The sequence below is a fragment of the Enterobacter sp. 342 genome, from assembly GCF_036663495.1.
Lineage (GTDB): Bacteria > Pseudomonadota > Gammaproteobacteria > Enterobacterales > Enterobacteriaceae > Enterobacter.
Map to the genome: position 1 here is coordinate 1 of NZ_JAWUEI010000046.1, position 25,814 is coordinate 25,814.

Below are 25,814 nucleotides of genomic sequence, written 5' to 3' on the forward strand. Positions count from 1 at the left end.
TTCGAAGGGGTATTTTGGCTTTGACATATCAGGGACTATTCCATTTCATCGTCCAACAAAATGGGTGCAGTACAGGTAAATGACGATTTCCCGGGGCTTTCCACTTTCTGTCCCTCAACAATGCTCAAGACAGAAAGTCTTAAGCACCCGCCGCACATCTTATCCCTCTGAATTAAAATGCAAAGATGTAATTCTTGTTTGCGTAAATTACATTATTTCTGCGAGCGGCTTTCCAGAATAATAATTGATATTTCGAATGCTTTAAGCGGAAATAAAAAAGGAGTGAATATCTCACTCCCTTTATTCACTGTTGAATTAACAGCTTCAACCCATTGCGCTTTCGCGCAGGCGGGCTTTCAGCTTGTTATATTCGTCGATGACATACTGTTCCGCAGCGTGCTGATCCTCAATCGGCTCCACGTTGACGGCGCAGTATTTATACTCCGGCGTTTTGGTTATCGGGCTTAAGTTCTCCGTCACCAGTTCGTTACAGGCACCAATCCACCACTGGTAGGTCATATAGACCGCACCTTTGTTAGGACGGTCGCTGACCTGCGCACGAGTAATGATTCGGCCTTTACGCGAGTTCACCCACACCAGCGCTTCATCCTCAATACCGAGACGGTCAGCGTCGGCGGTGTTGATCTGCGCTTAGCCTGGTTCATCCGCCAGTGCCGCCAGCGCGGCACAGTTGCCGGTCATGGAACGACAGGAGTAGTGGCCAACTTCACGCACGGTGGAAAGCACCATCGGATACTCATCGGTGAGTTTGTCGATGGGGGCGACCCAGTCACACGTGAAGAACTGAGCCAGCCCGTTCGGGGTGTCGAACTTCTCTTTGAAGAGATACGACGTGCCCTGATCAGCTTCTGACTCATCCCGGCATGGCCACTGGATATACCCCAGTTCACCCATTTTTTCGTAGGTGGCACCAAAGAAATCCGGGCACAGATGACGCAACTCATCCCAGATTTCCTGGGTGTTGTTGTAGTGCATCGGATAACCCATGCGGGTGGCGATTTCGCTGATAATCTGCCAGTCCGTTTTCAGATCCCACTTCGGCTCTACCGCTTTAAAGAAGCGCTGGAAGCCACGGTCTGCTGCCGTATAGACACCTTCATGTTCACCCCAGGACGTTGACGGTAGAATCACATCCGCCGCTGCCGCGGTTTTGGTCATAAAGATATCCTGGACAATTACCAGCTCCAGGTCCTCAAACCCTTTGCGCACCGCTGACAACTCGGCGTCGGTCTGGAGCGGATCTTCGCCCATGATATAAGCGGCTCGCACTTCACCGTGTGCCGCGCGGTGCGGCAGCTCGCTGATGCGATACCCGGTGTGTTCCGGCAGGCTTTCCACGCCCCAGGCCTTCGCGAATTTGGCGCGGTTCTCCGGGAATTTCACGTACTGATAGCCAGGATAAGTATCCGGCAGTGCGCCCATATCACACGCACCCTGCACGTTATTCTGCCCACGTACCGGGTTCACACCGACGTGCGCCTTACCGAGATTCCCCGTCAGCATGGCGAGGCTGGTCAGAGAACGCACGGTTTCCACCCCCTGGTAGAACTGGGTCACGCCCATGCCCCACAGGATCGCGGCGGTTTTCGCCCCGGCATACATCCGAGCCGCCTGGCGAATCTCCTGCGCGCTAACGCCGGTTATCGCTTCTACCGACTCTGGCGTATAGCCTTCGACAATTTTCCGGTACTCGTCAAAGCCTTCCGTACGGGTGGCGACAAACGCCTGGTCGTACAGGTTCTCCTCAATAATGACGTGCCCCATTGCGTTCAACAGCGCGATGTTCGAACCGTTTTTCAATGCAATGTGCATATCGGCAATGCGCGCGGTTTCAATTTTGCGCGGATCGCAGACGATGATCTTCGCCCCATTCTGTTTGGCGCGAATAACATGGTTCGCGACGATAGGGTGAGAATCCGCCGGGTTATAGCCGAAAATAAACACGAGATCGGTATTATCTATCTCGTTGATCGCATTACTCATTGCGCCGTTACCGACCGACTGGTGCAGACCTGCAACCGATGGGCCGTGTCAGACGCGAGCGCAGCAGTCGACGTTATTGGTACCAATAACGGCGCGCGCGAATTTCTGCATTACATAGTTCGTTTCATTTCCTGTCCCACGTGAGGAACCGGTGGTCTGAATGGCATCCGGGCCATATTTGGCCTTAATGGCACTCAGGCGTGAGGCGACGTAATCCAGCGCCTCATTCCAGGAGACGGATTCCAGCTTGCCACCGCGCTCGCGGCGGATCATAGGGGTTTTCAGGCGCGGGGTGAGGATTTGAGTATCGTTAATAAAATCCCAGCCGTAGTAACCTTTCAGGCATAGCGTGCCCTGATTGGTTTTCCCCTGTGCGGCCTCCGCCCGGACGATTTTGCCGTTATCGACCACCAGGTGAATTTTGCAACCTGAGGCACAATAAGGGCAAACCGTGACGACTTTTTTCATCAGTCTGCTCCAGTTAATCGAATCTTTCGCACCCACTATGCAGCTTCTATGCCATGTTTTTTATAGGGGTATACCCAGACTTTACGGCCCATTTGCAGTGAAAACCCTGACGAAAAGCAGCCAATCGTCAAAATTGACGTGTCGACAGGGCAGCGGATGTGACATGGGTTGAATTTTCGTGACTGAAAAAACTATTTGACTGGAGCCGACGGCAGAATGGTTCAGACTTAAAATAATCCCCTGACGGAAGCATGCGATGAAACCGGCGATTCTGGTGGTTGATGACGATATTGCAGTCTGCGAACTGCTGCAGGATGTGCTGAGTGAGCACGTCTTTAGTGTGCTGGTCTGCCATAACGGCCAGGATGCCCTGAACCGTGTTCATCAGGAGCCGAATATTGCTCTGGTTCTGCTGGATATGATGCTGCCGGATATCAACGGTCTGCAGGTTTTGCTGCAACTGCAAAAGCAGCGTCCAGCGCTACCGGTGGTCATGTTAACCGGGCTGGGCAGTGAGTCCGACGTGGTGGTGGGGCTGGAGATGGGTGCCGACGATTATATTGGCAAGCCGTTTAACCCGCGTGTTGTGGTCGCCCGCGTTAAAGCCGTGCTGCGTCGAACGGGCGTGCTGGCCGCAGACGTTCCCGTGCCGAGTGTAGAGGGGATTACCTTTAACGGCTGGACGCTGGATACCGCGCGCTGTGAACTGAGCGATCCTAACCGTAACACCGTGCCCTTAACACAGGGCGAGTACGGCTTACTTTTGGCACTCACGCAAAATGCTCGCCGGGTACTGAGCCGTGATCAACTGCTTGAGTTGACTCACAGCGAAAGCGCCGAAGTTTTTGACCGCACGATTGATGTGTTGATCATGCGCCTGCGACGAAAAATCGAGGCCAACCCGCATCAGCCAGCACTCATTAAAACCATCCGTGGACTGGGCTATGTTTTTGCTACTGACGTCTCTCACAGTGAGAAAGCGGCCTAAGTATTCTCTTTAATAAATAGCTGCAACTCGGCCAGCGTTTTCGCGCCGTCAATCGCATTGGCGGCCAGCAGGCTTGCCCGCGCACAGGCGTGTGCCAGATAAATACTCTCCGTCAGCGACAACGATTCATGGCAGCCGTATAAAAAGCCCGCACAAAAGGCATCTCCCGCGCCAACGCTGCCGATGATCTGTTCCTGTTCCAGCAACCATGACGGGATCCAGCGACCTTCTTCGCCGTGTGCTTCACCCCATGCCCCTTCCGGGCAGTGGATAACCACGCGCTGACGGACGCCAGATGCCAGCAGTTGAGAAGCGGCCTGGGCAATATGGGCAATGTGCAGTGCATCATGCTCGTCACGCATCTCCAGCCCGCTAAACTCTCCGGCTTCAAGCTCATTAATTACCAGATAATCGAGATGGCGAAGGGCAGGGAGCACCAGTGGCTGATAGCGCGGGTCACCCTTGCGGGAGACCAGATCGAGTGAGGTTTCATACCCTTGCTCGCGCATTTGCGCCAGTAACCGTGCGCTACGGGTGCCGAAATCGTCATCGGGCATGTCCAGGCTGTCGAGGAGTAACAGGTAGCCCAGATGGAAAATTTTCATCGTGCCATCAAGGCGGTCGAAGGCGGGAAGGTCCAGCAGACGGTTTGCCCCCGGTGAGTGGAAAAAGGTGCGCTGTCCGCTGGGATCGGTCATGACCTGCGACATGGAGGTTGGGGCAAAGGTCGTGCGTTGCACCCGCTGGCGGTTGACGTGGTACTGGTCGAGCATTGCCAGAATGTAGTCCCCGTCGCTATCTTCGCCAATCAGTCCCACCGCCTGCAGGGGCAGGGCAACATGCATTTTCGCCAGCGTCAGCAGAACGTTGAGCGGTGCACCACCGGTGGAACGTTCGCTGTGGGTAATTTCTGCCAGCCAACCACGTTCTGGCCATTGCACGATCTGGTGGACGTGATCCACCAGCATATTGCCCGCAGCGATAATTCCTTTGCGTTCCATTATGCCTGCCTCGCGCTGCCAAAGATGCGCATCTGTTCAGCGACCGTATCGGTAATCGCCTCTTCTATACCCAGCAGCAGCTCGGCAAACTCGTCATAGAGCGGCTGGCGTTTTGCCATACGCTGCTCAACGGCGGACAGAGCCGCTTGCGACATCCCGGTGTAGAAATTGATTTTATGAATGCCCAGTTCGATGGCGCGACGAAAATCGGCATCGCTAATCCCGGAGCCTCCGTGCAGCACCAGCGGCAGACCCGTCTGCTGGCGAATCGCATCCAGGCGCGGGAAGTCGAGTTTCGGCTCGCCTTTGTATTTGCCGTGTGCATTACCAATGGCGACGGCCAGGGCATCAATACCCGTCAGATCGACAAATTCGCGTGCCAGTTGCGGATCAGTAAAAAAGGCTTCATCCGCATGCCCATACAACGCGCCGCCTTCGTCACCGCCAACCGCGCCCAACTCAGCCTCCACCGACACACCCACCGCGTGGCACATCTTCACGACTTCCCGTGTCTGGCGAATGTTTTCCTCGTAACTCAACGCGGAGCCATCAAACATCACCGAACTGAACCCTAAGCGCAGAGCGCGCACCACAGCCTCGAAATGCAGACCGTGGTCGAGGTTGAGGACCACGGGAATATCGTGGCGAGCGGCCTCGAACTTCACCGCTTCGACAAGCGAATCCAGCGACACATACTTAAAATGCACTTCGGCGATGTTGATAATAAACGGCGATCGTTCCTGCCTGGCGGCGGCAAACAACGCACGCAGGAAATGGGAGTCGAGAACGTTAAACGCACCCAGTGCGTAGCGGTGCTCTCTGGCGTGCTCAAGACCGTCGGCAAGAGAAATCAATGGCATCATTCACTCCTTATATCCGAAACAGGCTGTACTCGTTGCACAACACCAGTACCGCCGGTTCGTCTTCTTCAATACTGTTGTAGCGAGCAATGGGCTGCAGAAAATGGTTATCGTGTTCGTCGTCGTTCACGGATGACACTTCGCCCACCAGAACGTCGCCAAACCCGCGTTCGCCCCAGAAACTATGGTACAGGCCGGGCGTGAGACAGATGCTTTCCCCTGGTGTGAGGCGCAACTGGCTACCGGGCGCGTGGGTCTGCCGACAGCCGTCGACGGTGACGGTCACGTCGGTGTTTTCGGTCTCTTCATGCGCGCCGGCGTTCCATAACTCAATAATCAGATTCCCGCCGCCCCGGTTGATGATGTCTTCCCGCTTGCGCCAGTGGAAATGCATCGGCGTGACCTGGCCGTCTCGCACGTGCATGATTTTTTCTGCGTAGCATTTTTCATACGGCACCCCGTTGGGTGAGCCATTGCGCAGAGTAAACAGCGTCAGGCCCTGGGCGGCAAAATTGTTGCCACCGAATGCCGTCACGTCCCAGCCGAGCCTGAGGTCGAACACTTCCTGCCATGCAGCCTGGTCAAGCTGCTGCCATTTTGTTGGCGGAAAGCTGGCGAAAGGGGGGAGGTGCACATCGTGCATGGAGAAAAACTGCCGGGTGTGGCCGAGGATTTCGTTGATGTCGGAGCGTTTCATGGGGACTCCTTGAAAACAGTTCCCTCTCCCGGTGGGAGAGGGAAAAGGGTTACTTAACCGTCCATCCCTTATAGGTTCCGACATTCTTTTTATCGATCATCGTCACCGGGATCAGCACAGGCGCTTTCGGTGCAGGCTTGCCCTGTAATATGTCATAGCCGATCTCCACCGCTTTTGCCGCCATCACCTGCGGATCTTGCGCTGGGGTCGCCACAAACAGGGAGTTTTCCCGCTTCAGCGCTTCTTCACCGTCCGGGCTACCATCCACGCCGACAATAAAGAACTCGCTGCGTTGTGCCTGTTTGGCTGCCAGATCGGCACCGATCGCGGTGGGATCGTTAATCGCGAATACGCCGTCGATCTTCGGATTGGCGGCCAGTAAGGAGGTCATCACTTCCAGCCCACCCTCACGGCTGCCTTTGGCGTTCTGGTTATCTGAGAGCACCTTGATATCCGGGTGTTTTTTGAATTCTGTCTGACAACCTTCCACGCGGTTTTGTACCGCTGACACCGGTGGCCCGTTGATGATCACCACATTGCCTTTACCTTTCAGGCGGTCGGTTATGTACTTACAGGCTATTTCGCCTGCCTGGGTGTTATCGGAGGTGATAGTGGCATCTGCCCCTTCCGCTGCCACGTCAACCGCGACCACTACGATCCCGGCGTCCTTCGCGCGTTTTACCGCCGGGCCGATACCTTTGGAGTCCGCCGCGTTAAGGATGATCATGTCCACTTTAGCGGCAATAAAGTTGTCGATTTGCGCCACCTGCTGACCCAGATCGTAACCGCTGGAGACCAGCGTGACTTTAACGTTATCCCCCGCCAGTTTGCGCGCTTCCAGCTCGGCACCTTTGGTGATCTGCACGAAGAACGGGTTAGCCAGGTCACCCACCGTCACACCGATGGACTTCAGATCTTTCGCCTGCGCAAACGGCGTTGCGGCAAGCAGTGCGCCAGCACAGAGCGCGGTCACTAACGGTTTCAAACGCATCTTTTCTTCCTCGCTTGTAGGGTATTGTTGTTATGCACTTTGATGGTGTCGGGTACGGTATTTGTCGATCAGCACCGCAATGATGATCACCGCCCCTTTGATCACCAGTTGCCAGAAGTAGGAGACGCCCATTAGCGTCATGCCATTGTTGAGGGTGGCGATGATCAGCGCACCGACCAGCGTGCCGGTGATCGTGCCGATCCCGCCGACGAAGCTGGTACCACCGAGGATCACTGCCGCAATCGCATCCAGCTCGTAACCCATGCCCAGATTGCCGTTGGCGCTGTAAAGTCGCGATGCGCTCATGATCCCGCCCAGGCCCGAGAGCAGACCGCTCATGCCGTACACAAACAGCAGTACCATCCAGACCTTAATACCGGTCAGTCGTGCCGCCTGCATGTTGCCGCCGACCGCGTAGATGTGAACCCCAAGCGTGGTGCGGCGCAGGATAAACCAGCACACTGCAATCACTGCCAGGGCGATCACCACCAGCCAGGGAATGGGGCCGAGATAGTTATTACCGATCCACTCAAAATTGATGTTTGAGTTAATGACCGTTGTGCCGTCGGCCAGCAGATAGGCCGCGCCGCGTAGCGCGGTGTAGGTCCCGAGCGTGACGATAAAGGGCGGCAACCCGGCAAAGGCCACCAGCGCACCGTTGAATAGCCCCAGCACCATGCCAAGCATCAGGGCCGACGGAATAGAGAGCATGGCAAATTCCGGGATCAGGGATACCACCATCGCGGCCACCGCTGTGGTGCCCAGAATCGAGCCTACGGAGAGGTCAATCCCGCCGGTTAAGATGATGAATGTCATCCCTGCCGCCAGCACAATGTTGATCGAGGCCTGACGGGTAATGTTGAGCAGATTGCTCTCGGTGAAGAAGTTAGGGGCGATAAAACCAAATACCGCCACAATCAGGATTAAAATCGGCAAAATACCGACCGTTTGCATCAGATCGCTCATCAGCATTTTTTTTGCGGAGGCGGATTTCACCACCTGCTGCGGACTGGTTGAATGTGTCATGGTTACACCGCCTGATGATGAGTGTCGTTCACGCCGGTAGCCAGCGTCATGATGTTTTCCTGAGAGATGTCATGCCCGTGGAGTTCACCCGCAATGCTGCCTTCACGCATGACGTACACCCGGTCACTCATGCCCACCACTTCCGGCAGTTCGCTGGAGATCATCAAAATCGCCACGCCCTTGCGCGCCATCTGGTTCATGATGCGGTAGATCTCGCTTTTCGCGCCGACGTCCACGCCGCGCGTCGGTTCGTCCAGAATCAGAATGCGCGGGCCGATTGCTACCCAGCGGGAGATCAGCAGTTTTTGCTGGTTACCACCTGATAGCCCACCTGCGCGCACCTGAGAATGGGGCACGCGGATGTTAAGCAGGGCGATGGCGTCATCGGAAATGGACTGTGCTTTTTTGCGGTTAAGCATGCCGAAGGTTGCGTCGCGCTCCAGCGTGGCCATGGTGATGTTCTCCTGCGCCGCCAGTTCCAGGAATAGCCCCTGTTCCTTGCGGTTTTCAGTGAGAAAACCGATCCCGTTTTCAATCGCCGCCCGCGGGGAGTGGATCACCACCGGCTCGCCATCAACTTCAATCATGCCGCCCGTGGCTTTGCGCGCGCCGAAGATCAGTTGCGCCAGCTCGGAGCGGCCGGCCCCCACCAGGCCCGCCAGACCCACAATTTCCCCTGAACGTACCTGCAGGCTGCAAGGTTGTACTTTTTTACCGTCAGTGAGGTGGTGAACGTTGAGACGCGGGCTGCCGAGCGGAATATCGCGTTCTTTGTTAAACAGATCGCTTAAGGGGCGACCGACCATCATCTTCACCAGCTCAGAGGCGTTCAGTTTGTCGTGCGTCAGGCTGCCGACGTACTGCCCGTCACGCAAAACGCTGACACGATCGGAGAGTTCGTACACTTCCGCCATCCGATGGCTGATATAGATGATGGCCATTCCTTCATCGCGCAGGCGCAAAATCAGTTCAAACAGGCGATGGGTTTCTCGTGAGGAGAGGGCCGCGGTGGGTTCGTCCATCACCAGAATGCGGCTGTTGCGGTGCAGTGCGCGGGCAATTTCCACCTGCTGCTGCTCGGCAATGGTTAGCTTCATCACCAGGTCGGTGGCGTTAAAATGTGCGCCAAGGCGCTCAATCACTGCCTGCGCCTGAGCAGCCATCTCTTTGCGCTGTACCAGCCCGCCCCGCGACAACTCGCTGCCAAGAAAGATGTTTTCGGCGACAGTCAGATTGGGCGCCAGCTGCATCTCCTGATAAATCAGGGTAATGCCTGCGGCCAGCGCATCTTTTGGCCCCTTGATGTGAAACGGCTGACCGTCGATCAGGATCTCACCGCTGGTGGCGGTATAGGCTCCCGCGAGGATCTTCATCAGCGTGCTTTTCCCCGCGCCGTTTTCACCCATCAGCGCGTGGATCTCACCGGGGAAGACCGTCAAATCCACACCCTTGAGCGCGTGGAAATTGCCAAACGTCTTGGCAATGTGACGCATCTCTAATACCGGGGTTCTGCTCATGGCGGATCTCCTGTGAATGTCGATATCTGCACTTCATCACAGGTGCGTAAATGCAAAATGTCAGAAGCCGTTCATATTTGTCATAGTTATGAATAGTTAATGTCGATCACAGTTACGGAGCTAACATGTCATCACACCGCCCCCCGTTTTTTGCCAGCGCCCGTGGTCGCCTGCTGATTTTCAATCTGCTGGTGGTTGCAGTGACGCTCATGGTCAGCGGTGTGGCAGTGCTGGGGTTTCGTCATGCCAGCCAGATCCAGGAGCAGGTTCAACAGCAAACGCTGGATGACATGACCGGCAGTATGAATCTCGCCCGGGATACCGCCAACGTGGCAACGGCGGCGGTGAGGCTTTCGCAAGTCGTAGGGGCGCTGGAGTATAAAGGTGAAGCTGACCGGTTGAAGCAGACGCAAATGGCGCTGCGCCACTCGCTGGAACAGCTTGCCGATGCGCCACTGGCGCAGCAGGAACCGGCGCTGGTGGCGCGAATTATTCAGAGAAGCAATGAATTACAGCAGAGCGTGACGGGGATGCTTGAACGCGGGCAGCGACGCCATCTGGAACGTAACGCACTGCTGAGCTCGCTGTATCAGAGTCAGAGCTACTTACGGCATTTGCAGGATATCAATCGCCGTTACGGCAGCAAGGTCCCGGATGCCCAGCAGCTTATGGAGATGGACAGGCTGATTATCGCCGCTATCGACACCCCCTCGCCGCGCGCAACGGTACAGCAACTGGATGCGGTGACGGCAACGCTGCCGCGGAGTGCAACGCAGCCGGTGGTGAATGGTGTCCTGCCTGATTTTAACGACGAACTGCGTAAGCTCGCGCCGCTGTCGAAGCAACTGGAAGAAAGCGATCTGGCGATAAGCTGGTATATGTTCCACATCAAGGCGCTGGTGGCGATCCTCAACAGTGATATTAATCAGTATGTCGAACAGGTGGCGCAAGCTTCCCGTCTTCGCACAACCCAAAGCCATCACGAATTACAATCCATCAGCGTATTTATCAGCATTTTCGCTGTGCTGGCGCTGATCATCACCGGATGCGCCTGCTGGTATATTTATCGCAATCTGGCTTCCAACCTGACGGCCATTTCCCGGGCGATGTCGCGTCTCGCCCATGGCGAACAGGATGTTTCTGTCCCTGCGTTGCAACGGCGTGATGAGCTGGGTGAGCTGGCGCGTGCGTTTAACGTTTTTGCCCGCAACACCGCCTCACTTGAGCACACCACGCGTCTGCTGAAAGAGAAAACTACGCAGATGGAGATCGACCGCATCGAGCGTCAGGGGCTGGAAGAGGCACTGCTGCATAGCCAGAAGATGAAAGCCGTTGGGCAACTTACGGGTGGGCTGGCACATGATTTTAATAACCTGCTGGCGGTGATCATCGGCAGTCTTGAGCTCACTGATCCTGAATCAAAAGATGCGCCGCGCATCACCCGGGCACTGAAGGCTGCCGAACGCGGCGCGCTCCTGACCCAGCGTCTGCTGGCGTTTTCCCGTAAACAATCCCTGACGCCGCATGCGGTCGAGATGAAACCGCTGCTGGAGAATCTCAGAGAGCTCATGCTCCACTCTTTACCGGCTACCCTGACGCTGGAGATTGAAGCGCAATCTCCCGCATGGCCCGCATGGATAGACGTCAGCCAGCTGGAGAATGCCATCATCAATCTGGTGATGAACGCCCGCGATGCGATGGAAGGGCAAAGCGGGGTAATTAAAATCCGTACCTGGAATCAGCGTGTCACCCGTAGTGACGGGCGCAGGCAGGATATGGTGGCGCTGGAGGTGATTGACCGCGGCAGCGGTATGTCGCAGGAGGTGAAATCCCGGGTCTTTGAACCATTCTTCACCACCAAGCAGACCGGAAGCGGGAGTGGGTTAGGCCTGTCGATGGTCTACGGCTTTGTCCGCCAGTCCGGTGGTCGCGTGGAAATTGAAAGCGCGCCGGGGCAGGGGACGACTGTTCGGCTTCACCTCCCGCGCTCGATGCTGCCTGTTATGTCTGAGGATGAAGTGCTCTCAGCCACCGCTGCCAGTGATAGTGAGCGGTTGGTGCTGGTGCTGGAAGATGAGGCGGATGTTCGTCAGACCCTGTGCGAGCAGCTGCATCAGCTTGGCTATCTGACGCTGGAGGCGGAGAACGGTGAGCAGGCGTTGAGAATGCTGGAGGTCTCACCGGATATTGGCATGTTCATCAGCGATCTGATGTTGCCAGGCAGCCTCAGCGGCGCTGAGGTGATTAACCATGTGCGCAGCCATTATCCGCAGCTTCCGGTGTTGTTGATCAGCGGTCAGGATTTACGGCCCGCGCATAACCCTCAGTTGCCAGATGTCCAGTTACTGCGTAAGCCGTTTACGCGGGTGCAGCTGGCGCAGGCGCTGCGGAAAGTCTGTTTATAAGCAGTGATATTTAGGAATTCATCAAGAGTGTGAGTAAACCGGGTGATGCTAACCTGCGCAAAATTTGGCAGATTGGGATATAAAGGGAACTATGCCGGTACTTACCAGAGGGGACTCACAAATGATCGTGATGCCTACAACTTACAGCCCAAAGACCGTAGCAAGGTCATTCAAGCTCGTTGATGAATTTGTTCTCTCCGGGCGAGTGTTACATGTCATCTTTGATAGCCAGACGCCAAGGGCTGCGATTATTGAAGCGGATGTTGAAACCTTCGATGGTGTGCCTCGGCATCGGGTTGTTGCTGCACTGGATTTACAACGTAAAACGCATTTGGGTGAAGATATCATTGCTGTCGAGCGTTGTTGGGAAGATACCAACGTTATTCAGGTAGAAGGTATATGCGTTGATCCTGCCGAGCGTGACAAGGGACTGGCAACTCGCCTGTATGAATCCCTGGTATTACAGTGTGGCGTGACGCTTGTCAGTGATTTTGAACAATATGAGGGTGGTAAGGTTATCTATGACGGCGGTTGTATACCCGAAGATCGTATCTGGAGCCATTCGCCGGATCAAAAATGTTATGGCATTGTACTGGTTGCAGAAAATAAACAGCGTGCAAATCAACTGATGAAAGACCCTGGGCACAACTGAATTTGAGATTCCTCCGCTACCCCCGTTCCCTGTTGTTCATTATCGTAAAGCCAGTTCACCTGCGAGTCTGGCCTTATGAAACGTTACTCAACTGCTCTGTTATTTGGTCTGCTGTCACTCACCAGCCAACTGGCTCACGCCGATATTGTTGATGATGCCATTGGCAACATTCAGCAGGCGATCAACGACGCCTATAACCCCAGCAGTAGCCGAAGCAGCGATGACGACGACGATCGTTATGACCGCAGCCGTCAAATCGACAGTCGACAGTACGACGACCGTCGTCGGCAGCTTGAAGACAGACGCCGCCGTTTAGACGAGCGTCAGCGTCAGTTGGATGACGATCGCCGTCGGTTAGAAGAGGATGAGCGCAGGTTAGAAGACGATTATGATCGAGGATAAGTGCGCCTGTTGCCCTTACCTCAACCCTCTCCCACGGGAGAGGGAGAAAAACTAATCCAGCGCCAACACCATGCCGTCATATCCCGCTTCAAACCCTTCCGGAAGCGGATTATTCATCATCCACACGTCGAACTGATGGCTAATATGCGTCAGGATCACCTGCGGGCAGCCAATCACCTCGTTTAGCGCAATTACTGTATTTAAGTCGCAATGGTTTCGCGGCGTCTCATCGCGCGGTTCGTGACTGCAGTCGATAATCATCGCCTGCGGCCGGTTGTTAAGCAGGAACTTCACCGTTTTTTCCGGCAACCCGGCGGTATCCGATAGCCAGGCCACGCGGCTGTGGGCCGATTCCAGCAAATACCCGAAGGTCAGTTTTGAATGGTTGAGTGGCAGCGGCGTGACCCGCATCCCCTGTAGCTCAAACATCACAAACGGTTCCACTGTATAGCTGAAATCCAGGATCCCCGGGTGCCTGAACAGGTCGTCACAGCCAGCGTCGTCCGGCGGACCATAGACCGGAATGGTCGCCCCCACACCCCAGCGCAGCGGGAATAGCCCCTGAACGTGATCCATATGGTAATGCGTGAGCAAAAACTGCTGAAAGCTGCCTGCCGGCCAGTCGTCCATCAGGTGCGGAATACCGGCATCCAGCAAGGTTATGGCATCATTGAATTTGACCACCGCGCTGCACGGGCGGCGGCGATAGTCAGCCTGCAAACGCGCCCGGCGACATGCCGCGCAGTCGCAGCCAAATACCGGAACCAGCTGGGCACTGCCGGTACCGGTTAACGTGATCGTCAGACTCATCGCATACCTCTACAGCGGTTTGGTGAATCGAAAATGGCTCTGCGTGTAACCTTCACGGACATAAAAGCGGTGGGCGTCCACACGTTTTACGCTGGTCGAAAGCTCCGTTAACTCCGCTCCCGCCTGGCGTGCGACGTCTTCTGCCCAGGCCAGGAGTTGGCTCCCTACTTTGTGACCACGCGCCTGCGGCATCACCACCAGCTCCTGGATTTCACCAATCCAGCGTGCGTGATGCAGGTGAAACTGCATATGCAGGCCAATCATGCCGACGACCTGTCCGTCCAGCTCGGCAAGTTGATAACGCATATTGTGGTCTTGCAGATTAGCAAGATAACCGGTGTGAAAGGCCATATGATCGAACTCGGCCTGCTTTAACTCGCAGATGAGAGCGTAAACTATCGGCGCATCGTCGGCGGTGGCAGGGCGAAGCTGGCAGTCAGGCATGCTGTTTCTCCTTCTGACGGATCAGCGATAAAAAGGTATCGACAGACTGTAGCAAACTTCCGTCATTATTGAGGATATGACATTCAGACGGGGTATAACGCGCCGCGCGCTCAAGCCGCTGGTCTATCTCACGGGCTGATTCGCGCCCCCGGCTCTGCAACCGGCTGCGCAGAACATCGGGGGAAACCTGCAGGCAGACCGGCAGCAGGGCGGCTTCATATCGGGCGCGCGCTTGTTGAAGGTGCGCACGCGAACCGTTGACCAGCACGTCGAAACCCGCGTGTAGCCACAGGTCTATCTCAATACCGATCCCGTAGTAATAACCGTTGGCGTGCCAGCTAAGTGCCAGCAGGTTTTGCCCCGCGCGGGTGAAAAACTCCTGCTCGCTGAGGGCAATATGATTTTCACTTCCGGCATTCGCCGCGCGGGTAATGTAGCGGTGAGCGACCAGAAGTTGCGGGTGTTCCCGCTGCCGTAACGCGGACAGCAGGCTGTCCTTACCGGAGCCGGACGGCCCCATTAACCAGATAAGTCTTCCCATCAGAACACCCGTTTTCCCTGACGCCAGACGTGGTCGATATGGATGTGCTCGCCTTTACGGTGGGCCAGCACCAGATCCGCCCGTTTGCCTTCGGCAATCTCCCCGCGATCCTGAAGATTTAGCGCTGATGCCGGGTTTTTCGTCACCAGACGAATGGCCTGTGGCAGCGTGAATCTGTTGTCCTCGTCGTCCGCCACCCGGAATGCTGCATCCAGCAGGCTGGCGGGGTAGTAATCGGATGAGAGGATATCGAGCAGATCAAGTGAGGCGAGCTTGCTTGCCGCCACGTTGCCAGAATGCGAGCCGCCGCGCACAATGTTCGGCGCACCCATCAGCACGTTCATGCCGTGCTTACGGGAGGCTTCAGCAGCTTCAAATGTGGTGGGAAATTCGGCGATTACGCTACCAAGCTGATGAGATTCGAGTACATGGTCGTGGGTGGCATCATCATGGCTGGCCAGCGCGATGTTACGGTCCCGGCACATCGCAGCAATGGAGAGGCGATTTGGTTGCGACCATTGTGCTGCCAGCGCCAGTTGCTCTTCTTCATAGCGAGCCATTTCAGCATCGGTGAGAGAATACTTGCCCTGGTAGTATTCGCGATATTTCTCAATATTGGCGAACTGACGCTGCCCTGGGGAGTGGTCCATCAGTGACACCAGCGAGACCGGCTCACGCCCAACCAGCTTCTCAAACAGTGGCAGGGTGGTGTGATGTGGCAGTTCGCAGCGCAGATGCAGGCGGTGCTCGGCGCGGTTGAGACCGCGTTTTTGCGTCTCTTCCACGGCGTTAATCATCTTCTCCAGATTCTCCAGACGATCGCCCCCGTCGCGCACGTCACCAATCGCTACCGCATCCAGGACGGTGGTGATGCCGCTGGCAACCATCAGCGCGTCGTGGCTGCTCATCGCCGAATGGGCGGGCCAGTCCACTTTCGGGCGCGGGGTGAAGAATTTATCCAGATTATCGGTATGCAGCTCGATCAGCCCCGGCAGCAGCCAGCCGCCTTCACCGTCCATGGCTTCTGGGGAGCGACTCAGGGTTTCGGCGAACGCGCGGATCACCCCGTCCTGGATCTCAATAGAGCCGCCAACCACTTCATTTTCCAGCACCAGCTTGACGTTATTGATAATCATGCGTGGGTCCCCATTGGATGTAGCCTGTCTGCGACATGGGTGCGAATGGTGTCGTCGTGGAAGATCCCGACGATCGCCGCGCCGCGTGCTTTAGCCTGTTCGATCAGCTCCATTACCGCCGCGCTGTTTTTGCTGTCTAGCGAGGCGGTGGGTTCATCAAGCAGTAAAATCGGGTAATCGACGATAAACCCGCGCGCAATGTTCACGCGCTGTTGTTCACCACCGGAGAATGTGGAAGGGGCGAGATGCCACAGGCGTTCCGGCACGTTCAGGCGCGTCAGCAGGCTGGCGGCTTTGGCAGCGCAAGTTTCACGGGGCACGCCCAGATCCAGCAGTGGTTGCATTACCACGTCCAGGGTGGAGATCCGCGGGATCACCCGCAGAAACTGGCTCACCCAGCCGATCGTCGAGCGGCGGACTTCCAGCACTTTCCGTGCGGGTGCCTGAACCAGATCGACCCACTCATCGCCGTGGCGGATGTGAATATGGCCTTCGTCCGGCAGATAGTTGGCGTACAGGGAGCGCAGCAAGGTGGATTTTCCGCTGCCGGAATGACCGTGCAGGACCACACATTCGCCCCTGCTGACCTCAAGTGAAGCATTTTGCAGCACCGGCAGGCGCACGCCGTTTTGCTGGTGGAGCACAAAGGTTTTACTTACGTTTTGCACGCGGATCATGTTGGCCTCTTAATTCTGCAATACTGACGACACCAGCAGCTGGGTGTACGGATGGTGGGGATCGTCAAGCACCCGGTCGGTAAGCCCACTTTCCACCACCTGACCCTGCCTCATGACCAGCAAACGGTCCGCCAGCAGGCGCGCAACCCCCAGATCGTGGGTGACAATCACCACCGCAAGGTTCAGCTCCACCACCAGACCGCGCAGCAGATCGAGCAGACGCGCCTGCACGGAGACGTCCAGTCCGCCGGTGGGTTCATCCATAAACACCAGCTTCGGATGGGTGACCAGGTTGCGGGCGATTTGCAGACGTTGTTGCATCCCGCCGGAAAATGTCGTCGGCAGGTCGTCGATGCGCGAGGCGGGGATTTCAACTTCCTCCAGCCAGTGCTGCGCCGTGGCGCGGATATTGCCGTAGTGGCGTGCCCCGGTGGCCATCAAGCGTTCACCGATGTTTCCACCTGCCGATACCTGGCGGCGCAGGCCGTCCATCGGATGTTGATGCACCACGCCCCACTCGGTGCGCAGCAGGCGGCGGCGCTCGGCTTCACTCATGCCGTATAACGAGGCGCCCTCATACAAAATGTCGCCATTCTGCGGCGTCAGGCGGGCTGAGATGGATTTAAGCAGTGTCGTTTTGCCGGAGCCGGACTCGCCGACAATCCCCAGCACTTCACCCGGCCACAGCTCAAACGAGACATCGCTGAAGCCTTTGCCCGGTGCATAAAGGTGGGTCAGGTTGTTAACCGAAAGCAGCGGTTTCATAGGCTGTTCGCCTCGCTCTGTTGGCGGCAGTAATCGGTGTCGGAGCAGACAAACATCCGTTTGCCCGTGTCATCCAGCACCACTTCATCCAGATAACTGTGTTTCGAACCGCAAATGGCGCACGGCTCATCCCACTCCTGCACCGTAAACGGGTGGTCATCGAAGTCGAGACTCTCCACACGGGTGTAGGGCGGCACGGCGTAGATGCGCTTTTCACGCCCGGCACCGAACAGCTGGAGCGCAGGCATCATGTCCATCTTCGGGTTATCGAATTTCGGGATCGGCGACGGGTCCATTACATAGCGACCGTTCACCTTCACCGGGTAGGCGTAGGTGGTGGCGATATGGCCGAAGCGGGCGATATCTTCATAAAGTTTCACCTGCATGATGCCGTACTCTTCCAGGGCGTGCATGGTGCGGGTTTCGGTTTCACGCGGCTCGATAAAGCGCAGCGGCTCCGGGATGGGGACCTGGAAAATCAGGATTTGATCTTCGGTGAGTGGTGTTTCTGGAATACGGTGACGAGTCTGGATCAGCGTGGCATCTTCGGTTTTTTCGGTGGCGTTAACACCCGTCACGCGCCTGAAGAAGTTACGAATCGACACGGCGTTGGTGGTGTCGTCCGCCCCCTGGTCGATGACCTTCAGCACATCCGCTTCCCCAATCACACTGGCGGTAAGCTGAATACCGCCGGTGCCCCAGCCATAGGGCATCGGCATTTCCCGGCCGCCGAACGGCACCTGATAGCCCGGGATTGCCACCGCTTTCAGGATAGCGCGGCGGATCATACGTTTGGTTTGCTCATCCAGATAAGCAAAATTGTAGCCGCTTAAGTTAGCCATTTTTGCGCTCCCGTTGCAGGCGTTTCAGCAGTTCCAGTTCGGCCTGGAAATCAACGTAGTGCGGCAGCTTGAGATGCGAGACAAAGCCTGCGGCCTCAACGTTATCCGCGTGGGCCAGCACGAACTCTTCGTCCTGCGCCGGGCCGGAGATGTGTTCACCGTAGTCCGGGGCCTGTAGCGCGCGGTCGACCAGCGCCATCGCCATTGCTTTACGTTCACTCATACCGAACGCCAGCCCGTAACCCCGGGTAAAATGTGGTGCTTCGTCTTCCGGAGCGACAAACCCGTTGACCATTTCACATTCCGTTACCAGCAGTTCGCCGATGTTCACGGCAAAACCCAGCTCTTCAGGCACAATTTCAACGTCGATGTAGCCACTACGAATTTCTGCCGCGAACGGATGGTTACGCCCGTAACCGCGTTGAGTGGAGTAGGCCAGCGCCAGCAGATAACCTTCGTCGCCGCGCATCAACTGCTGAAGGCGCGACGAGCGTGAGCACGGATAAACGGGTGGTGTGCGGGTGATGTCGTCTGGCATGCTGCCGGTGTCTTCTTCGGCTTTTGCCAGCCCCTGATGCGCCAGCAGGCTAAAGACATGCGGGGAGGCATCTTGCTGCGGCTCGGCCGTGCTCAGGGAAGGCGTTTCACCGTTTGCCAGCAGCGTGAAATCCAGCAGGCGATGGGTGTAGTCGTAGGTGGGGCCAAGCAGTTGACCGCCAGGGATGTCTTTATAAACGGCCGAAATGCGGCGTTCCAGGCGCATCTCAGCGGTGTTAACGGGCTCACTCACCGCCAGTCTGGCAAGCGTGGTGCGATACGCGCGTAACAGAAAGATGGCTTCGACGTTGTCACCGCTGGCCTGTTTTAACGCCAGCGCCGCCAGCTCGCGGTCAGCGATGCCGCCTTCGGTCATGACACGGTCGACAGCGAGGTTTAACTGCTGCTCTATCTGGGCAACGCTCAGCTCAGGAAGCTGCTCATCACCCCGTCGTCTGTGCGCCTGTAGCGCATGGGCGGCGGCGATGGCTTTCTCGCCCCCTTTGACGGCAACGTACATCAGCATACCTCCACGTGAGTGGTTCGCGGTATCGCCAGCAGGCGTTCACCGCAGGTCAGGATCAGGTCGATACCCAGCGGGAACGGGTGGGGACGCTCTGTCAGCTCATGAATGATGCAATCCGGTAGCTGTGGCGCGACCATCCGTTCGTCAGCGATGCCAGCACCGGTCAGGCGCAGCATGCGACCGCCGCTCAGACTGGAGACCTGCAAAATCAGCGTGGCGCTGGTTTCCGGCGCCACGGCGCTGCCTTCGCTCAGGGCGTTGAGCTGTTCGTGGCTGATTTGCTCATCGGCCACGGCAAACACGGCCTGTCGGGGCTGTTCAACCAGCGGAGCGTTGGTGTGAAAACGCAGGTTCTGGCTGGCGATATCATTCGAAAGCGCGCCCGAGAGCCACACCGGAGTATCGTTGTCGGCGAGGGTCAGCAGTAAGCTGGTGGTCGCCAGGTTTAGCGGCAGCCAGCCTTGTGAAAGCTGGTGCAGCGAGACAATCACGCCCGGCTCGCTCATGGCTTTCAGCAGGCGACGAAAACTCTGTTGGGCATCCTGGACGGCAAGGGTAAAAGCGGGTTGAAGCGTCATGCGTTATCTCCGCGAACGAGCGTAAAGAAGTCGACCCGGCTGGTATTCACTTCGGCCTGACGTGCGGCAAGGCGTGCGGCGCGGTCGGCTTCCAGAGGGGCGATAAGGGTTTCCATTAACGTCTGGAAATAAGGTTGTTCCTGCAAAAGCGCGTCTATCACTGCGCAATGTTCGGCATGCTGTTTATCGCGACCGAGCACGTAGCTGTAGCCCAGCGTGCCGCTGTTCAGGCGGATCACGGCTCGGGTAAGGGTGGCATCACCTGCGAAGAAGCGCTCACCGGTACTTCCCATGCGCGCCTGGATCTGTACCAGGCCGATTTCCGGTGTGCGAATAGCGTCGTAGTCCGGCGTCAGGCCGAGCGCTTTCATACGGCTGTGCAGCGCAGCAGGCTGACAGTGGGCCAGCACGCGCATCCAGCGCTGACGGGTGGCGGTATCGAAGTGCATTCAGTGCTCCATGGTGAATTCGATCATGTCGGCGCGGGTCAGACTGACGGAGTATTCCGTCGCGTCGACTTCACCGTCACGGTGGTTAAGGGTGCGCACGCAGAGCAGTGGGGCCATGTTGGGGATTTCCAGTACTTTGCTCTCTTTGGCCTGTGCGCGGCGGGCACTGATGCGTGTCTGGGTACGTCTGAGCGCAATACCGGTAGCATCACGCAGGAAGTCATGCAGTGAACCGCTGGAGAAATGTTGCAGCACAGGCCAGAGGCTCAGGTCACTGAAGTAGTGATCTATCTGGCAAACGGCCACGCCATTGACCCGGCGCAGGGTGCGCAGATGGACGACGTTGTCGCCTTCCTGAATGCCCAGCGCATCAGCTACATGGCTCGATGCCGGGCGTAGCACGGAGAGCAGTTTTTCGCTGGTCGGGTGGCTTCCCTGATCCAGCAAGTTCTGGCTAAAGCGCGCCTGGGCGTTAAGCGGGTAGTCGAACGGGCGCATCAGGACCAGTACGCCAATCCCCTGACGGCGCTGGACCCAACCGCGCTCGACCAACTGGTCAATGGCACGACGCAGGGTGTGGCGGTTCACTTCATAGCGATCGGCAAGCTGTTGTTCGGCGGGCAGATAGTCTCCGCAGCGGTAGTGGGTGCGAAGCTCCACTTCGAGTTTGGCCGCAATTTCTTGCCAGCGGGTTGGGTAACTGGTCAGATGTCTGGATAAGTACATATAAATCAAAGCCTCGCTTCTCAGATGAAGTGCTTACGCAAACGTTGAGAGAGGAAATCCAGCAGGCTCACTGTGATGATGATAAGCACCATCAGGGCGCAGGTTTGCTGGAACTGGAAACCGCGGATCGCTTCCCACAGGGTGACGCCAATCCCGCCTGCGCCCACCATGCCCACGACGGTGGCGGAACGGACGTTAGACTCGAAGCGGTATAGCGAGTAAGAGATCAGCAGCGGCATGACCTGGGGCAACACGCCGTAGAGAATTTCTTCGATTTTGTTTGCACCTGTTGCGCGGATACCTTCAACCGGGCCTGGTTCAATGGCTTCAACGGCTTCAGAGAGCAGTTTGGAGAGCACACCGGTGGTGTGGATGAACAGCGCCATCACCCCTGCAAACGGGCCAAGTCCGACGGCCACCACAAACAGCATGGCGAAGACCATTTCGTTAATGGCGCGACAGGCGTCCATCAGGCGACGCACCGGCTGATAAACCCACCACGGTACGATGTTTTCGGCACTCATCAGGCCAAACGGAATGGAGAGAATGACGGCAAGGGCGGTACCCCAGACAGCGATTTGCAAGGTGATGGCCATTTCGCTGAGGTAGTCCTGCCACTGGCTGAAGTCCGGCGGAAAGAAGTCGGCGGCGAAGGTCGCCATGTTGCCGGAATCTTTGAAGAGCAGCAGCGGATCCATCTCTGCGCCCTTCCAGGAGATAACGAGCACCGCCAGCAGGATGGCCCAGCTTATGAGCGAGAACCAACTGCGTTTCGGCGGTGGGATAGTGATGGTTTGCATGTTGGCTCCTTTATCTTTTCTCCCTCTCCCTGTGGGAGAGGGCCGGGGTGAGGGCATCAGCGGGCGCATTTCCCCCTCACCCTAACCCTCTCCCTCAAGGGAGAGGGGACTTGAGTTACTGCACCGCTTTATTCACGCTGGTCATGGCGCCAAGTGCGGTGGTCAGGCGGTCGAGATCTTCCAGTTGCGCCTGAATCGCGGCGACTTTGCTAGTTTTCTCCTCGTCCTTCAGGCCCTTGTTGTCCTTCACACCCTGCATCTCTTTAAACAGTGCCAACTGGCGAATCGGCACCAGTTGCAGGTCGCTGGATGCGCGGAACGGAGCCCAGCCCAGTTTCGCCAGAACTGCCTTCTCTTCCGGCGTTTTGCCGTAGTTCATAAAGAAGTCGTAGACCTTATCCTTGGTGCTCTCAGAGAGATTTTTGCGCCACACAATCGGGTCGCCCGGGATCAGCGGTGATTTCCAGATGACCTTCAACTCTTTGAGCTTGTCCGGTGCGGAGGTCTTCAGCTTGTCGAGGTTTTCGGTGTTGTTGGTGGCAACATCCACCTGCTTGTTGGCCACTGCCAGAGCGTTAGTTTCGTGGCTGGCGTTGACGGTACGTTTGAAATCACTGGCAGACGCATTGTTCTTAGCGAAGACGTAATAGCCAGGGACCAGGAAGCCAGAGGTGGAGTTCGGGTCGCCGTTACCAAAGGTCAGGTCTTTGCGTTTGGCGAGCATGTCGTTGAGGTTATTTATTGGGCTGTCTTTATTGACGATCAGCACGCTCCAGTAACCCGGGGAGCCATCTGCTGCAACGGTCTGGGCAAAGACCTGGCCGTTCGCGCGGTCCACCGCTTCCATGGCTGAGAGATTGCCGTACCAGGCGATGTCTACTTTGTTAAAGCGCATCCCCTGGATGATGCCCGCGTAATCCGGCGCAAAGAAGGCGTTCACTTTGATCCCCAGTTTGGTTTCCATATCTTTCAGGAACGGTTCCCACTGAGGTTTGAGATTCTGCTGTGATTCCGTCGAAATAATGCCGAAGTTCAGTGCCTTTTCCTGTTCTTCCGCGTACGCAGGGCTTAACAGGGTGCTGATGCTGAACATACTGGTAAAGGCCAGTGCGGCAACGGCTTTGTAGCTCATGTACTTTCCTCGGATCGGGTTGAGTTATGCAGCCTGCGCGTTCTCGTCGACGCGGTTAATGCTGCGGTAGAGATGGTCAAAACGGTCGTTATCAAACTGATGGCTTGCGCCATCAAAGAACACATGCCCCTGACGCAGCGCGACAATGCGCTCGCAGTAGCGCAGGGCGTAATCCACCTGATGCAACGTCACTACCACCGTGATGCCATCGTTCTGGTTAATGTCACGCAGGGTTTCCATCACGATGCGTGCGGATTCCGGGTCGAGCGAGGCAATCGGCTCATCGGCAAGGATCACTTTGGCTTTTTGCATCAGCGCACGGGCAATCGCCACGCGCTGTTGCTGACCACCGGACAGGGTGGAGACACGCTGGTGGGCGAAATGCGCCATGCCAACGCGGGTCAGCGCCTGCAACGCTTGTTGTTTCTGAGAAGGGGAAAACCAGCGCAGACAGGTGCGCCAGAACGGCGTGCTGCCGAGAGCGCCAATCAGGACGTTCTCCAGCACCGTCAGGCGGTTCACCAGGTTGAACTGCTGGAAGATATAGCCTGTTTGCGCGCGGCTTTTGCGGATATCCCGCGCCAGACGGCCCGCGCGCTGCACGGTGTTACCCAGCAGTTCGACGTGACTTTCCGGTGCTTTATCGCAGGTAATAAGGCCGCTCAGGTGGCGCAGAAGGGTGGACTTACCTGAACCGGATGGCCCCAGCAGTGCCACCATTTCGCCCTGCTGGACGCTCAGATCAACGGCATGCAGAGCCTTGTTATGATGAAAGGTCTTGCTCAGTTTCTCGACGCGGATGACAGTTTGCATGTGCTGGGCCTCACGATAAATGTGGCCTCATGCTGGCGCATCAATATGACATTTGGGTTAAGTCTGGGTTGCGGAAGTTTGAAGAGTTGAGCGGAGTTTGATGACAGGCGGAGGCAGACTGCCCACCGCCCGAAAATTAGTGCTGCTGCTTAACGACGTTAATCATCCACGGCACGCCGTATTTATCGGTGACTTTACCAAAACCGTGTGCCCAGAAGGTTTCCTGCCAGGCCATTTCGATATTCCCGCCTGCGGCGAGGTTGTCGAACCAGCGCTTGCCTTCATTGACGTCCTGGGTGTCGAGAACCAGCGTGAAGCCCGCATACTGAGCGTTGCTGCCTGGCGGCATCCCGTCGCTCATCATGATATCGCTGCCCGCAATGCGGACGTTAGAGTGGGCGATCGCCGAATCCGGAAACTGCATACCGGAGGGGCAGCCTTCTTCGCTGTTATCGCTTTTTGGCATCTCGCCGAAGGTGATTTTATAAAGAAGCTCTGCACCGACGGCTTGCTGATAGAAGGCAGTGGCCTCTGAGCAGTTACCGGCAAATGAGATGTAGGGACTTAACGGCATAATCTTTACCTCACGTAAGAAAAGCCCGTTAAGTGTAGTTCCTGAAGGCCCGGTATGCGAAGCGCCACCGGGCAGGTCAATCAGTTCTTTTTCACGAATTCAGATTTCAGCTTCATCGGACCAAAGCCGTCAATTTTGCAGTCGATATTATGATCGCCTTCAACCAGACGGATATTCTTCACTTTGGTGCCAATCTTCAGCATGGAAGAGCTGCCTTTCACTTTCAGATCTTTAATCACGGTGACGCTGTCGCCATCCGCCAGCAGATTGCCGTTCGCATCTTTTACGACAAGTGCATCAGCATCTTGTGATGGCTCGGCATCATTCCATTCATGGGCGCATTCCGGGCAGATAAACATGCCATTATCTTCGTAAGTGTATTCAGAATTGCATTTTGGGCAGTGTGGGAGTTGCATATCGGTATCCTCAAAAAGTGTTAACGCGCTGGAAAGTGCCAGCTAAATGACGGCAGTGTGCCGAAAAAGGCGGCAAGTATAGCGCAAATCCACATGGTTGTCGGTGATATTGTGAATTAAAAAAATGCAAAAAGCGTATCGCGGGTGACATTTCCTGTCAGTCAGTTAAGCGATGCTTATGCCATTAACACGGTAGGAAGAAATGGCGTTAAATATATCGAATATTTTATTGCAGCAAATTGCTACGTTCCTTCATTTCGGATAAGGTGAAGCAACACATTGTTATTTATCTCCGGACTTCCCCGTCATTCATATCTTATGGCGGTGACGCATTACCTCTCTTTTTAGGTGGGTAAATAACGATGATATATCCTGAAGTTTCTTAAAAATGGGCTACGCTTTTTTCTTTTGGCTGTCTGGCCAGAAGGAGAGTGTCACACGCCATGCAGGGATAGTGAATTATTTCTGATTAGCATCAATCAGTTATATTTCGGCGAACATGTTTTCCACACGTGATCATATAAGCCTGAACAACATAATTAAAACCAGTGGCTTAATAAAAGTAATAAATTTGCGTTAAGGAAAGGCTTTTATCATGCACACACAGACAATTTTTGAATTAAGCCAGGAAGCTGAGCGTTTGTTGCAGCTTGCCCTGCAAAACCTCAATACGCTGAAATCAGTGCCGACGGCGATGCTGGAGAGCACCACGACGGCGATTACGGGTGAAAAGAACAACGTTTTGCCTTTGCATTTTAGTGCGCGCGGTGTCGAAGCACAGCAGGCAATGTTGAATAATGAATTACGGAAAATAACCCGTCTGGAAATGGTTCTGGCTATTGTTGGTACCATGAAAGCAGGGAAATCGACCACCATTAATGCGATTGTGGGCACTGAAGTGTTGCCGAACCGCAATCGTCCGATGACAGCGCTACCGACATTGATCCGTCATACACCGGGTGGCTTTGTTGAATAAATCAGATTTCGGGTAAGTCTCCCCCGTAGCGGGTTGTGTTTTCAGGCAATACGCACGCTTT

General features: G+C 56.1%; 26 protein-coding genes and 2 pseudogenes. 5 read left to right on the forward strand and 23 right to left on the reverse strand.

Annotated features, from left to right (window positions below):
• Positions 1-324 precede the first annotated feature (324 nt).
• Positions 325-2,472, reverse strand: a pseudogene (gene fdhF / locus V6E55_RS23060) (formate dehydrogenase subunit alpha).
• A gap of 256 nt (positions 2,473-2,728) precedes the next feature.
• Between fdhF and V6E55_RS23065 the strand changes: the two are divergent.
• Complete coding sequence (locus V6E55_RS23065; protein ID WP_028017912.1) at positions 2,729-3,460, forward strand: response regulator; 732 nt, start codon at positions 2,729-2,731, stop codon at positions 3,458-3,460.
• Here V6E55_RS23065 and V6E55_RS23070 read toward each other — a convergent pair.
• Genes V6E55_RS23070 through V6E55_RS23095 form a run of 6 tightly spaced genes read right to left on the reverse strand, consistent with a single transcriptional unit; the run spans position 3,457 to position 9,552 of the window.
• Positions 3,457-4,461, reverse strand: coding sequence for a carbohydrate kinase family protein (locus V6E55_RS23070; RefSeq protein ID WP_114979523.1), 1,005 nt, complete (start codon positions 4,459-4,461; stop codon positions 3,457-3,459). The genes V6E55_RS23065 and V6E55_RS23070 overlap by 4 nt on opposite strands.
• A complete protein-coding gene (locus V6E55_RS23075; protein ID WP_316943994.1) occupies positions 4,461-5,321 on the reverse strand; it encodes a ketose 1,6-bisphosphate aldolase in 861 nt (286 codons plus the stop codon). Before V6E55_RS23075 ends, V6E55_RS23070 begins: the two co-directional genes overlap by 1 nt.
• Before the next feature lie 10 nt (positions 5,322-5,331).
• Complete coding sequence (locus tag V6E55_RS23080; protein WP_129996879.1) at positions 5,332-6,018, reverse strand: D-lyxose/D-mannose isomerase; 687 nt, start codon at positions 6,016-6,018, stop codon at positions 5,332-5,334.
• Between the two features lie 49 nt (positions 6,019-6,067).
• On the reverse strand, positions 6,068-7,009 hold the full coding sequence (locus tag V6E55_RS23085) for an ABC transporter substrate-binding protein (RefSeq protein ID WP_316943984.1): 942 nt from the start codon (positions 7,007-7,009) through the stop codon (positions 6,068-6,070).
• A 30-nt stretch (positions 7,010-7,039) separates the two neighbouring features.
• The gene (locus tag V6E55_RS23090) at positions 7,040-8,035 is read right to left on the reverse strand and encodes an ABC transporter permease subunit (protein WP_129996878.1); all 996 of its coding nucleotides are present in this window, start codon (positions 8,033-8,035) and stop codon (positions 7,040-7,042) included.
• 2 nt (positions 8,036-8,037) lie between these two features.
• Positions 8,038-9,552: a sugar ABC transporter ATP-binding protein gene (locus V6E55_RS23095; RefSeq protein ID WP_316943985.1), complete on the reverse strand. Its 1,515-nt coding sequence runs from the start codon at positions 9,550-9,552 to the stop codon at positions 8,038-8,040.
• A 125-nt stretch (positions 9,553-9,677) separates the two neighbouring features.
• Here V6E55_RS23095 and V6E55_RS23100 point away from each other — a divergent pair, with 125 nt between their 5' ends.
• The 3 genes from V6E55_RS23100 (at position 9,678) to yjdP (ending at position 13,011) form a co-directional block, all read left to right on the forward strand.
• Entirely contained in the window at positions 9,678-11,957 is a 2,280-nt protein-coding gene (locus V6E55_RS23100; RefSeq protein WP_129996877.1) for a hybrid sensor histidine kinase/response regulator, read from the forward strand.
• A 121-nt stretch (positions 11,958-12,078) separates the two neighbouring features.
• The gene (locus tag V6E55_RS23105) at positions 12,079-12,609 is read left to right on the forward strand and encodes a GNAT family N-acetyltransferase (RefSeq protein ID WP_114979517.1); all 531 of its coding nucleotides are present in this window, start codon (positions 12,079-12,081) and stop codon (positions 12,607-12,609) included.
• A 75-nt stretch (positions 12,610-12,684) separates the two neighbouring features.
• Positions 12,685-13,011: a DDRRRQL repeat protein YjdP gene (gene yjdP, locus V6E55_RS23110; RefSeq protein WP_047345567.1), complete on the forward strand. Its 327-nt coding sequence runs from the start codon at positions 12,685-12,687 to the stop codon at positions 13,009-13,011.
• A 51-nt stretch (positions 13,012-13,062) separates the two neighbouring features.
• On the opposite strand, the gene phnP is transcribed toward yjdP, so the two are convergent.
• The 16 genes from phnP to V6E55_RS23190 form a co-directional block, all read right to left on the reverse strand.
• The gene (gene phnP, locus V6E55_RS23115) at positions 13,063-13,821 is read right to left on the reverse strand and encodes a phosphonate metabolism protein PhnP (protein WP_316943986.1); all 759 of its coding nucleotides are present in this window, start codon (positions 13,819-13,821) and stop codon (positions 13,063-13,065) included.
• Positions 13,822-13,830: 9 nt separating this feature from the next.
• On the reverse strand, positions 13,831-14,265 hold the full coding sequence (phnO, locus tag V6E55_RS23120) for an aminoalkylphosphonate N-acetyltransferase (RefSeq protein ID WP_114979515.1): 435 nt from the start codon (positions 14,263-14,265) through the stop codon (positions 13,831-13,833).
• A complete protein-coding gene (gene phnN / locus V6E55_RS23125; protein WP_129996874.1) occupies positions 14,258-14,809 on the reverse strand; it encodes a ribose 1,5-bisphosphokinase in 552 nt (183 codons plus the stop codon). Before phnN ends, phnO begins: the two co-directional genes overlap by 8 nt.
• Entirely contained in the window at positions 14,806-15,942 is a 1,137-nt protein-coding gene (gene phnM, locus V6E55_RS23130; RefSeq protein WP_129996873.1) for an alpha-D-ribose 1-methylphosphonate 5-triphosphate diphosphatase, read from the reverse strand. Before phnM ends, phnN begins: the two co-directional genes overlap by 4 nt.
• Positions 15,939-16,619, reverse strand: a complete 681-nt coding sequence (phnL, locus tag V6E55_RS23135) for a phosphonate C-P lyase system protein PhnL (protein ID WP_316943987.1) — start codon at positions 16,617-16,619, stop codon at positions 15,939-15,941. Before phnL ends, phnM begins: the two co-directional genes overlap by 4 nt.
• 9 nt (positions 16,620-16,628) lie before the next feature.
• A complete protein-coding gene (gene phnK / locus V6E55_RS23140; protein WP_129996871.1) occupies positions 16,629-17,384 on the reverse strand; it encodes a phosphonate C-P lyase system protein PhnK in 756 nt (251 codons plus the stop codon).
• Positions 17,381-18,226, reverse strand: coding sequence for an alpha-D-ribose 1-methylphosphonate 5-phosphate C-P-lyase PhnJ (phnJ, locus tag V6E55_RS23145; protein WP_316943988.1), 846 nt, complete (start codon positions 18,224-18,226; stop codon positions 17,381-17,383). The genes phnK and phnJ overlap by 4 nt, the downstream gene beginning before the upstream one ends.
• The gene (locus tag V6E55_RS23150) at positions 18,219-19,283 is read right to left on the reverse strand and encodes a carbon-phosphorus lyase complex subunit PhnI (RefSeq protein ID WP_316943989.1); all 1,065 of its coding nucleotides are present in this window, start codon (positions 19,281-19,283) and stop codon (positions 18,219-18,221) included. Before V6E55_RS23150 ends, phnJ begins: the two co-directional genes overlap by 8 nt.
• A complete protein-coding gene (phnH, locus tag V6E55_RS23155) occupies positions 19,283-19,867 on the reverse strand; it encodes a phosphonate C-P lyase system protein PhnH (RefSeq protein ID WP_316943990.1) in 585 nt (194 codons plus the stop codon). The genes V6E55_RS23150 and phnH overlap by 1 nt, the downstream gene beginning before the upstream one ends.
• Positions 19,864-20,316, reverse strand: a complete 453-nt coding sequence (gene phnG / locus V6E55_RS23160) for a phosphonate C-P lyase system protein PhnG (RefSeq protein WP_114979509.1) — start codon at positions 20,314-20,316, stop codon at positions 19,864-19,866. Before phnG ends, phnH begins: the two co-directional genes overlap by 4 nt.
• Positions 20,317-21,042 carry a phosphonate metabolism transcriptional regulator PhnF gene (gene phnF, locus V6E55_RS23165; RefSeq protein WP_316943991.1) on the reverse strand — a complete coding sequence of 242 codons (726 nt, stop codon included), beginning with the start codon at positions 21,040-21,042 and terminating at the stop codon, positions 20,317-20,319.
• 20 nt (positions 21,043-21,062) lie between these two features.
• Entirely contained in the window at positions 21,063-21,842 is a 780-nt protein-coding gene (gene phnE / locus V6E55_RS23170; protein ID WP_114979507.1) for a phosphonate ABC transporter, permease protein PhnE, read from the reverse strand.
• 115 nt (positions 21,843-21,957) lie between these two features.
• Complete coding sequence (phnD, locus tag V6E55_RS23175; RefSeq protein WP_316943992.1) at positions 21,958-22,974, reverse strand: phosphonate ABC transporter substrate-binding protein; 1,017 nt, start codon at positions 22,972-22,974, stop codon at positions 21,958-21,960.
• Positions 22,975-22,998: 24 nt separating this feature from the next.
• Positions 22,999-23,787 carry a phosphonate ABC transporter ATP-binding protein gene (gene phnC, locus V6E55_RS23180; protein WP_316943993.1) on the reverse strand — a complete coding sequence of 263 codons (789 nt, stop codon included), beginning with the start codon at positions 23,785-23,787 and terminating at the stop codon, positions 22,999-23,001.
• A gap of 136 nt (positions 23,788-23,923) precedes the next feature.
• A complete protein-coding gene (gene yjdN / locus V6E55_RS23185) occupies positions 23,924-24,361 on the reverse strand; it encodes a VOC family metalloprotein YjdN (RefSeq protein WP_114979504.1) in 438 nt (145 codons plus the stop codon).
• Positions 24,362-24,441: 80 nt separating this feature from the next.
• Complete coding sequence (locus tag V6E55_RS23190; RefSeq protein ID WP_114979503.1) at positions 24,442-24,777, reverse strand: zinc ribbon domain-containing protein YjdM; 336 nt, start codon at positions 24,775-24,777, stop codon at positions 24,442-24,444.
• Between the two features lie 595 nt (positions 24,778-25,372).
• Here V6E55_RS23190 and V6E55_RS23195 point away from each other — a divergent pair.
• Positions 25,373-25,738, forward strand: a pseudogene (locus tag V6E55_RS23195) (dynamin family protein); the annotation flags it as partial.
• Between the last annotated feature and the right edge of the window lie 76 nt (positions 25,739-25,814).

Bases quoted from the DNA above. Each gene is read 5' to 3' on its own strand.
- V6E55_RS23070 (WP_114979523.1), bottom strand. From the start codon at position 4,461: ATGGAACGCAAAGGAATTATCGCTGCGGGCAATATGCTGGTGGATCAC.
- phnK (WP_129996871.1), bottom strand. From the start codon at position 17,384: ATGAAACCGCTGCTTTCGGTTAACAACCTGACCCACCTTTATGCACCG.
- yjdP (WP_047345567.1), top strand. From the start codon at position 12,685: ATGAAACGTTACTCAACTGCTCTGTTATTTGGTCTGCTGTCACTCACC.
- V6E55_RS23065 (WP_028017912.1), top strand. From the start codon at position 2,729: ATGAAACCGGCGATTCTGGTGGTTGATGACGATATTGCAGTCTGCGAA.
- V6E55_RS23095 (WP_316943985.1), bottom strand. From the start codon at position 9,552: ATGAGCAGAACCCCGGTATTAGAGATGCGTCACATTGCCAAGACGTTT.
- phnJ (WP_316943988.1), bottom strand. From the start codon at position 18,226: ATGGCTAACTTAAGCGGCTACAATTTTGCTTATCTGGATGAGCAAACC.
- phnL (WP_316943987.1), bottom strand. From the start codon at position 16,619: ATGATCCGCGTGCAAAACGTAAGTAAAACCTTTGTGCTCCACCAGCAA.
- V6E55_RS23080 (WP_129996879.1), bottom strand. From the start codon at position 6,018: ATGAAACGCTCCGACATCAACGAAATCCTCGGCCACACCCGGCAGTTT.
- yjdN (WP_114979504.1), bottom strand. From the start codon at position 24,361: ATGCCGTTAAGTCCCTACATCTCATTTGCCGGTAACTGCTCAGAGGCC.
- phnF (WP_316943991.1), bottom strand. From the start codon at position 21,042: ATGTACTTATCCAGACATCTGACCAGTTACCCAACCCGCTGGCAAGAA.
- phnD (WP_316943992.1), bottom strand. From the start codon at position 22,974: ATGAGCTACAAAGCCGTTGCCGCACTGGCCTTTACCAGTATGTTCAGC.
- phnP (WP_316943986.1), bottom strand. From the start codon at position 13,821: ATGAGTCTGACGATCACGTTAACCGGTACCGGCAGTGCCCAGCTGGTT.
- V6E55_RS23075 (WP_316943994.1), bottom strand. From the start codon at position 5,321: ATGCCATTGATTTCTCTTGCCGACGGTCTTGAGCACGCCAGAGAGCAC.
- V6E55_RS23100 (WP_129996877.1), top strand. From the start codon at position 9,678: ATGTCATCACACCGCCCCCCGTTTTTTGCCAGCGCCCGTGGTCGCCTG.
- V6E55_RS23150 (WP_316943989.1), bottom strand. From the start codon at position 19,283: ATGTACGTTGCCGTCAAAGGGGGCGAGAAAGCCATCGCCGCCGCCCAT.
- V6E55_RS23085 (WP_316943984.1), bottom strand. From the start codon at position 7,009: ATGCGTTTGAAACCGTTAGTGACCGCGCTCTGTGCTGGCGCACTGCTT.
- phnC (WP_316943993.1), bottom strand. From the start codon at position 23,787: ATGCAAACTGTCATCCGCGTCGAGAAACTGAGCAAGACCTTTCATCAT.
- V6E55_RS23105 (WP_114979517.1), top strand. From the start codon at position 12,079: ATGATCGTGATGCCTACAACTTACAGCCCAAAGACCGTAGCAAGGTCA.
- V6E55_RS23090 (WP_129996878.1), bottom strand. From the start codon at position 8,035: ATGACACATTCAACCAGTCCGCAGCAGGTGGTGAAATCCGCCTCCGCA.
- phnH (WP_316943990.1), bottom strand. From the start codon at position 19,867: ATGACGCTTCAACCCGCTTTTACCCTTGCCGTCCAGGATGCCCAACAG.
- phnG (WP_114979509.1), bottom strand. From the start codon at position 20,316: ATGCACTTCGATACCGCCACCCGTCAGCGCTGGATGCGCGTGCTGGCC.
- V6E55_RS23190 (WP_114979503.1), bottom strand. From the start codon at position 24,777: ATGCAACTCCCACACTGCCCAAAATGCAATTCTGAATACACTTACGAA.
- phnO (WP_114979515.1), bottom strand. From the start codon at position 14,265: ATGCCTGACTGCCAGCTTCGCCCTGCCACCGCCGACGATGCGCCGATA.
- phnM (WP_129996873.1), bottom strand. From the start codon at position 15,942: ATGATTATCAATAACGTCAAGCTGGTGCTGGAAAATGAAGTGGTTGGC.
- phnE (WP_114979507.1), bottom strand. From the start codon at position 21,842: ATGCAAACCATCACTATCCCACCGCCGAAACGCAGTTGGTTCTCGCTC.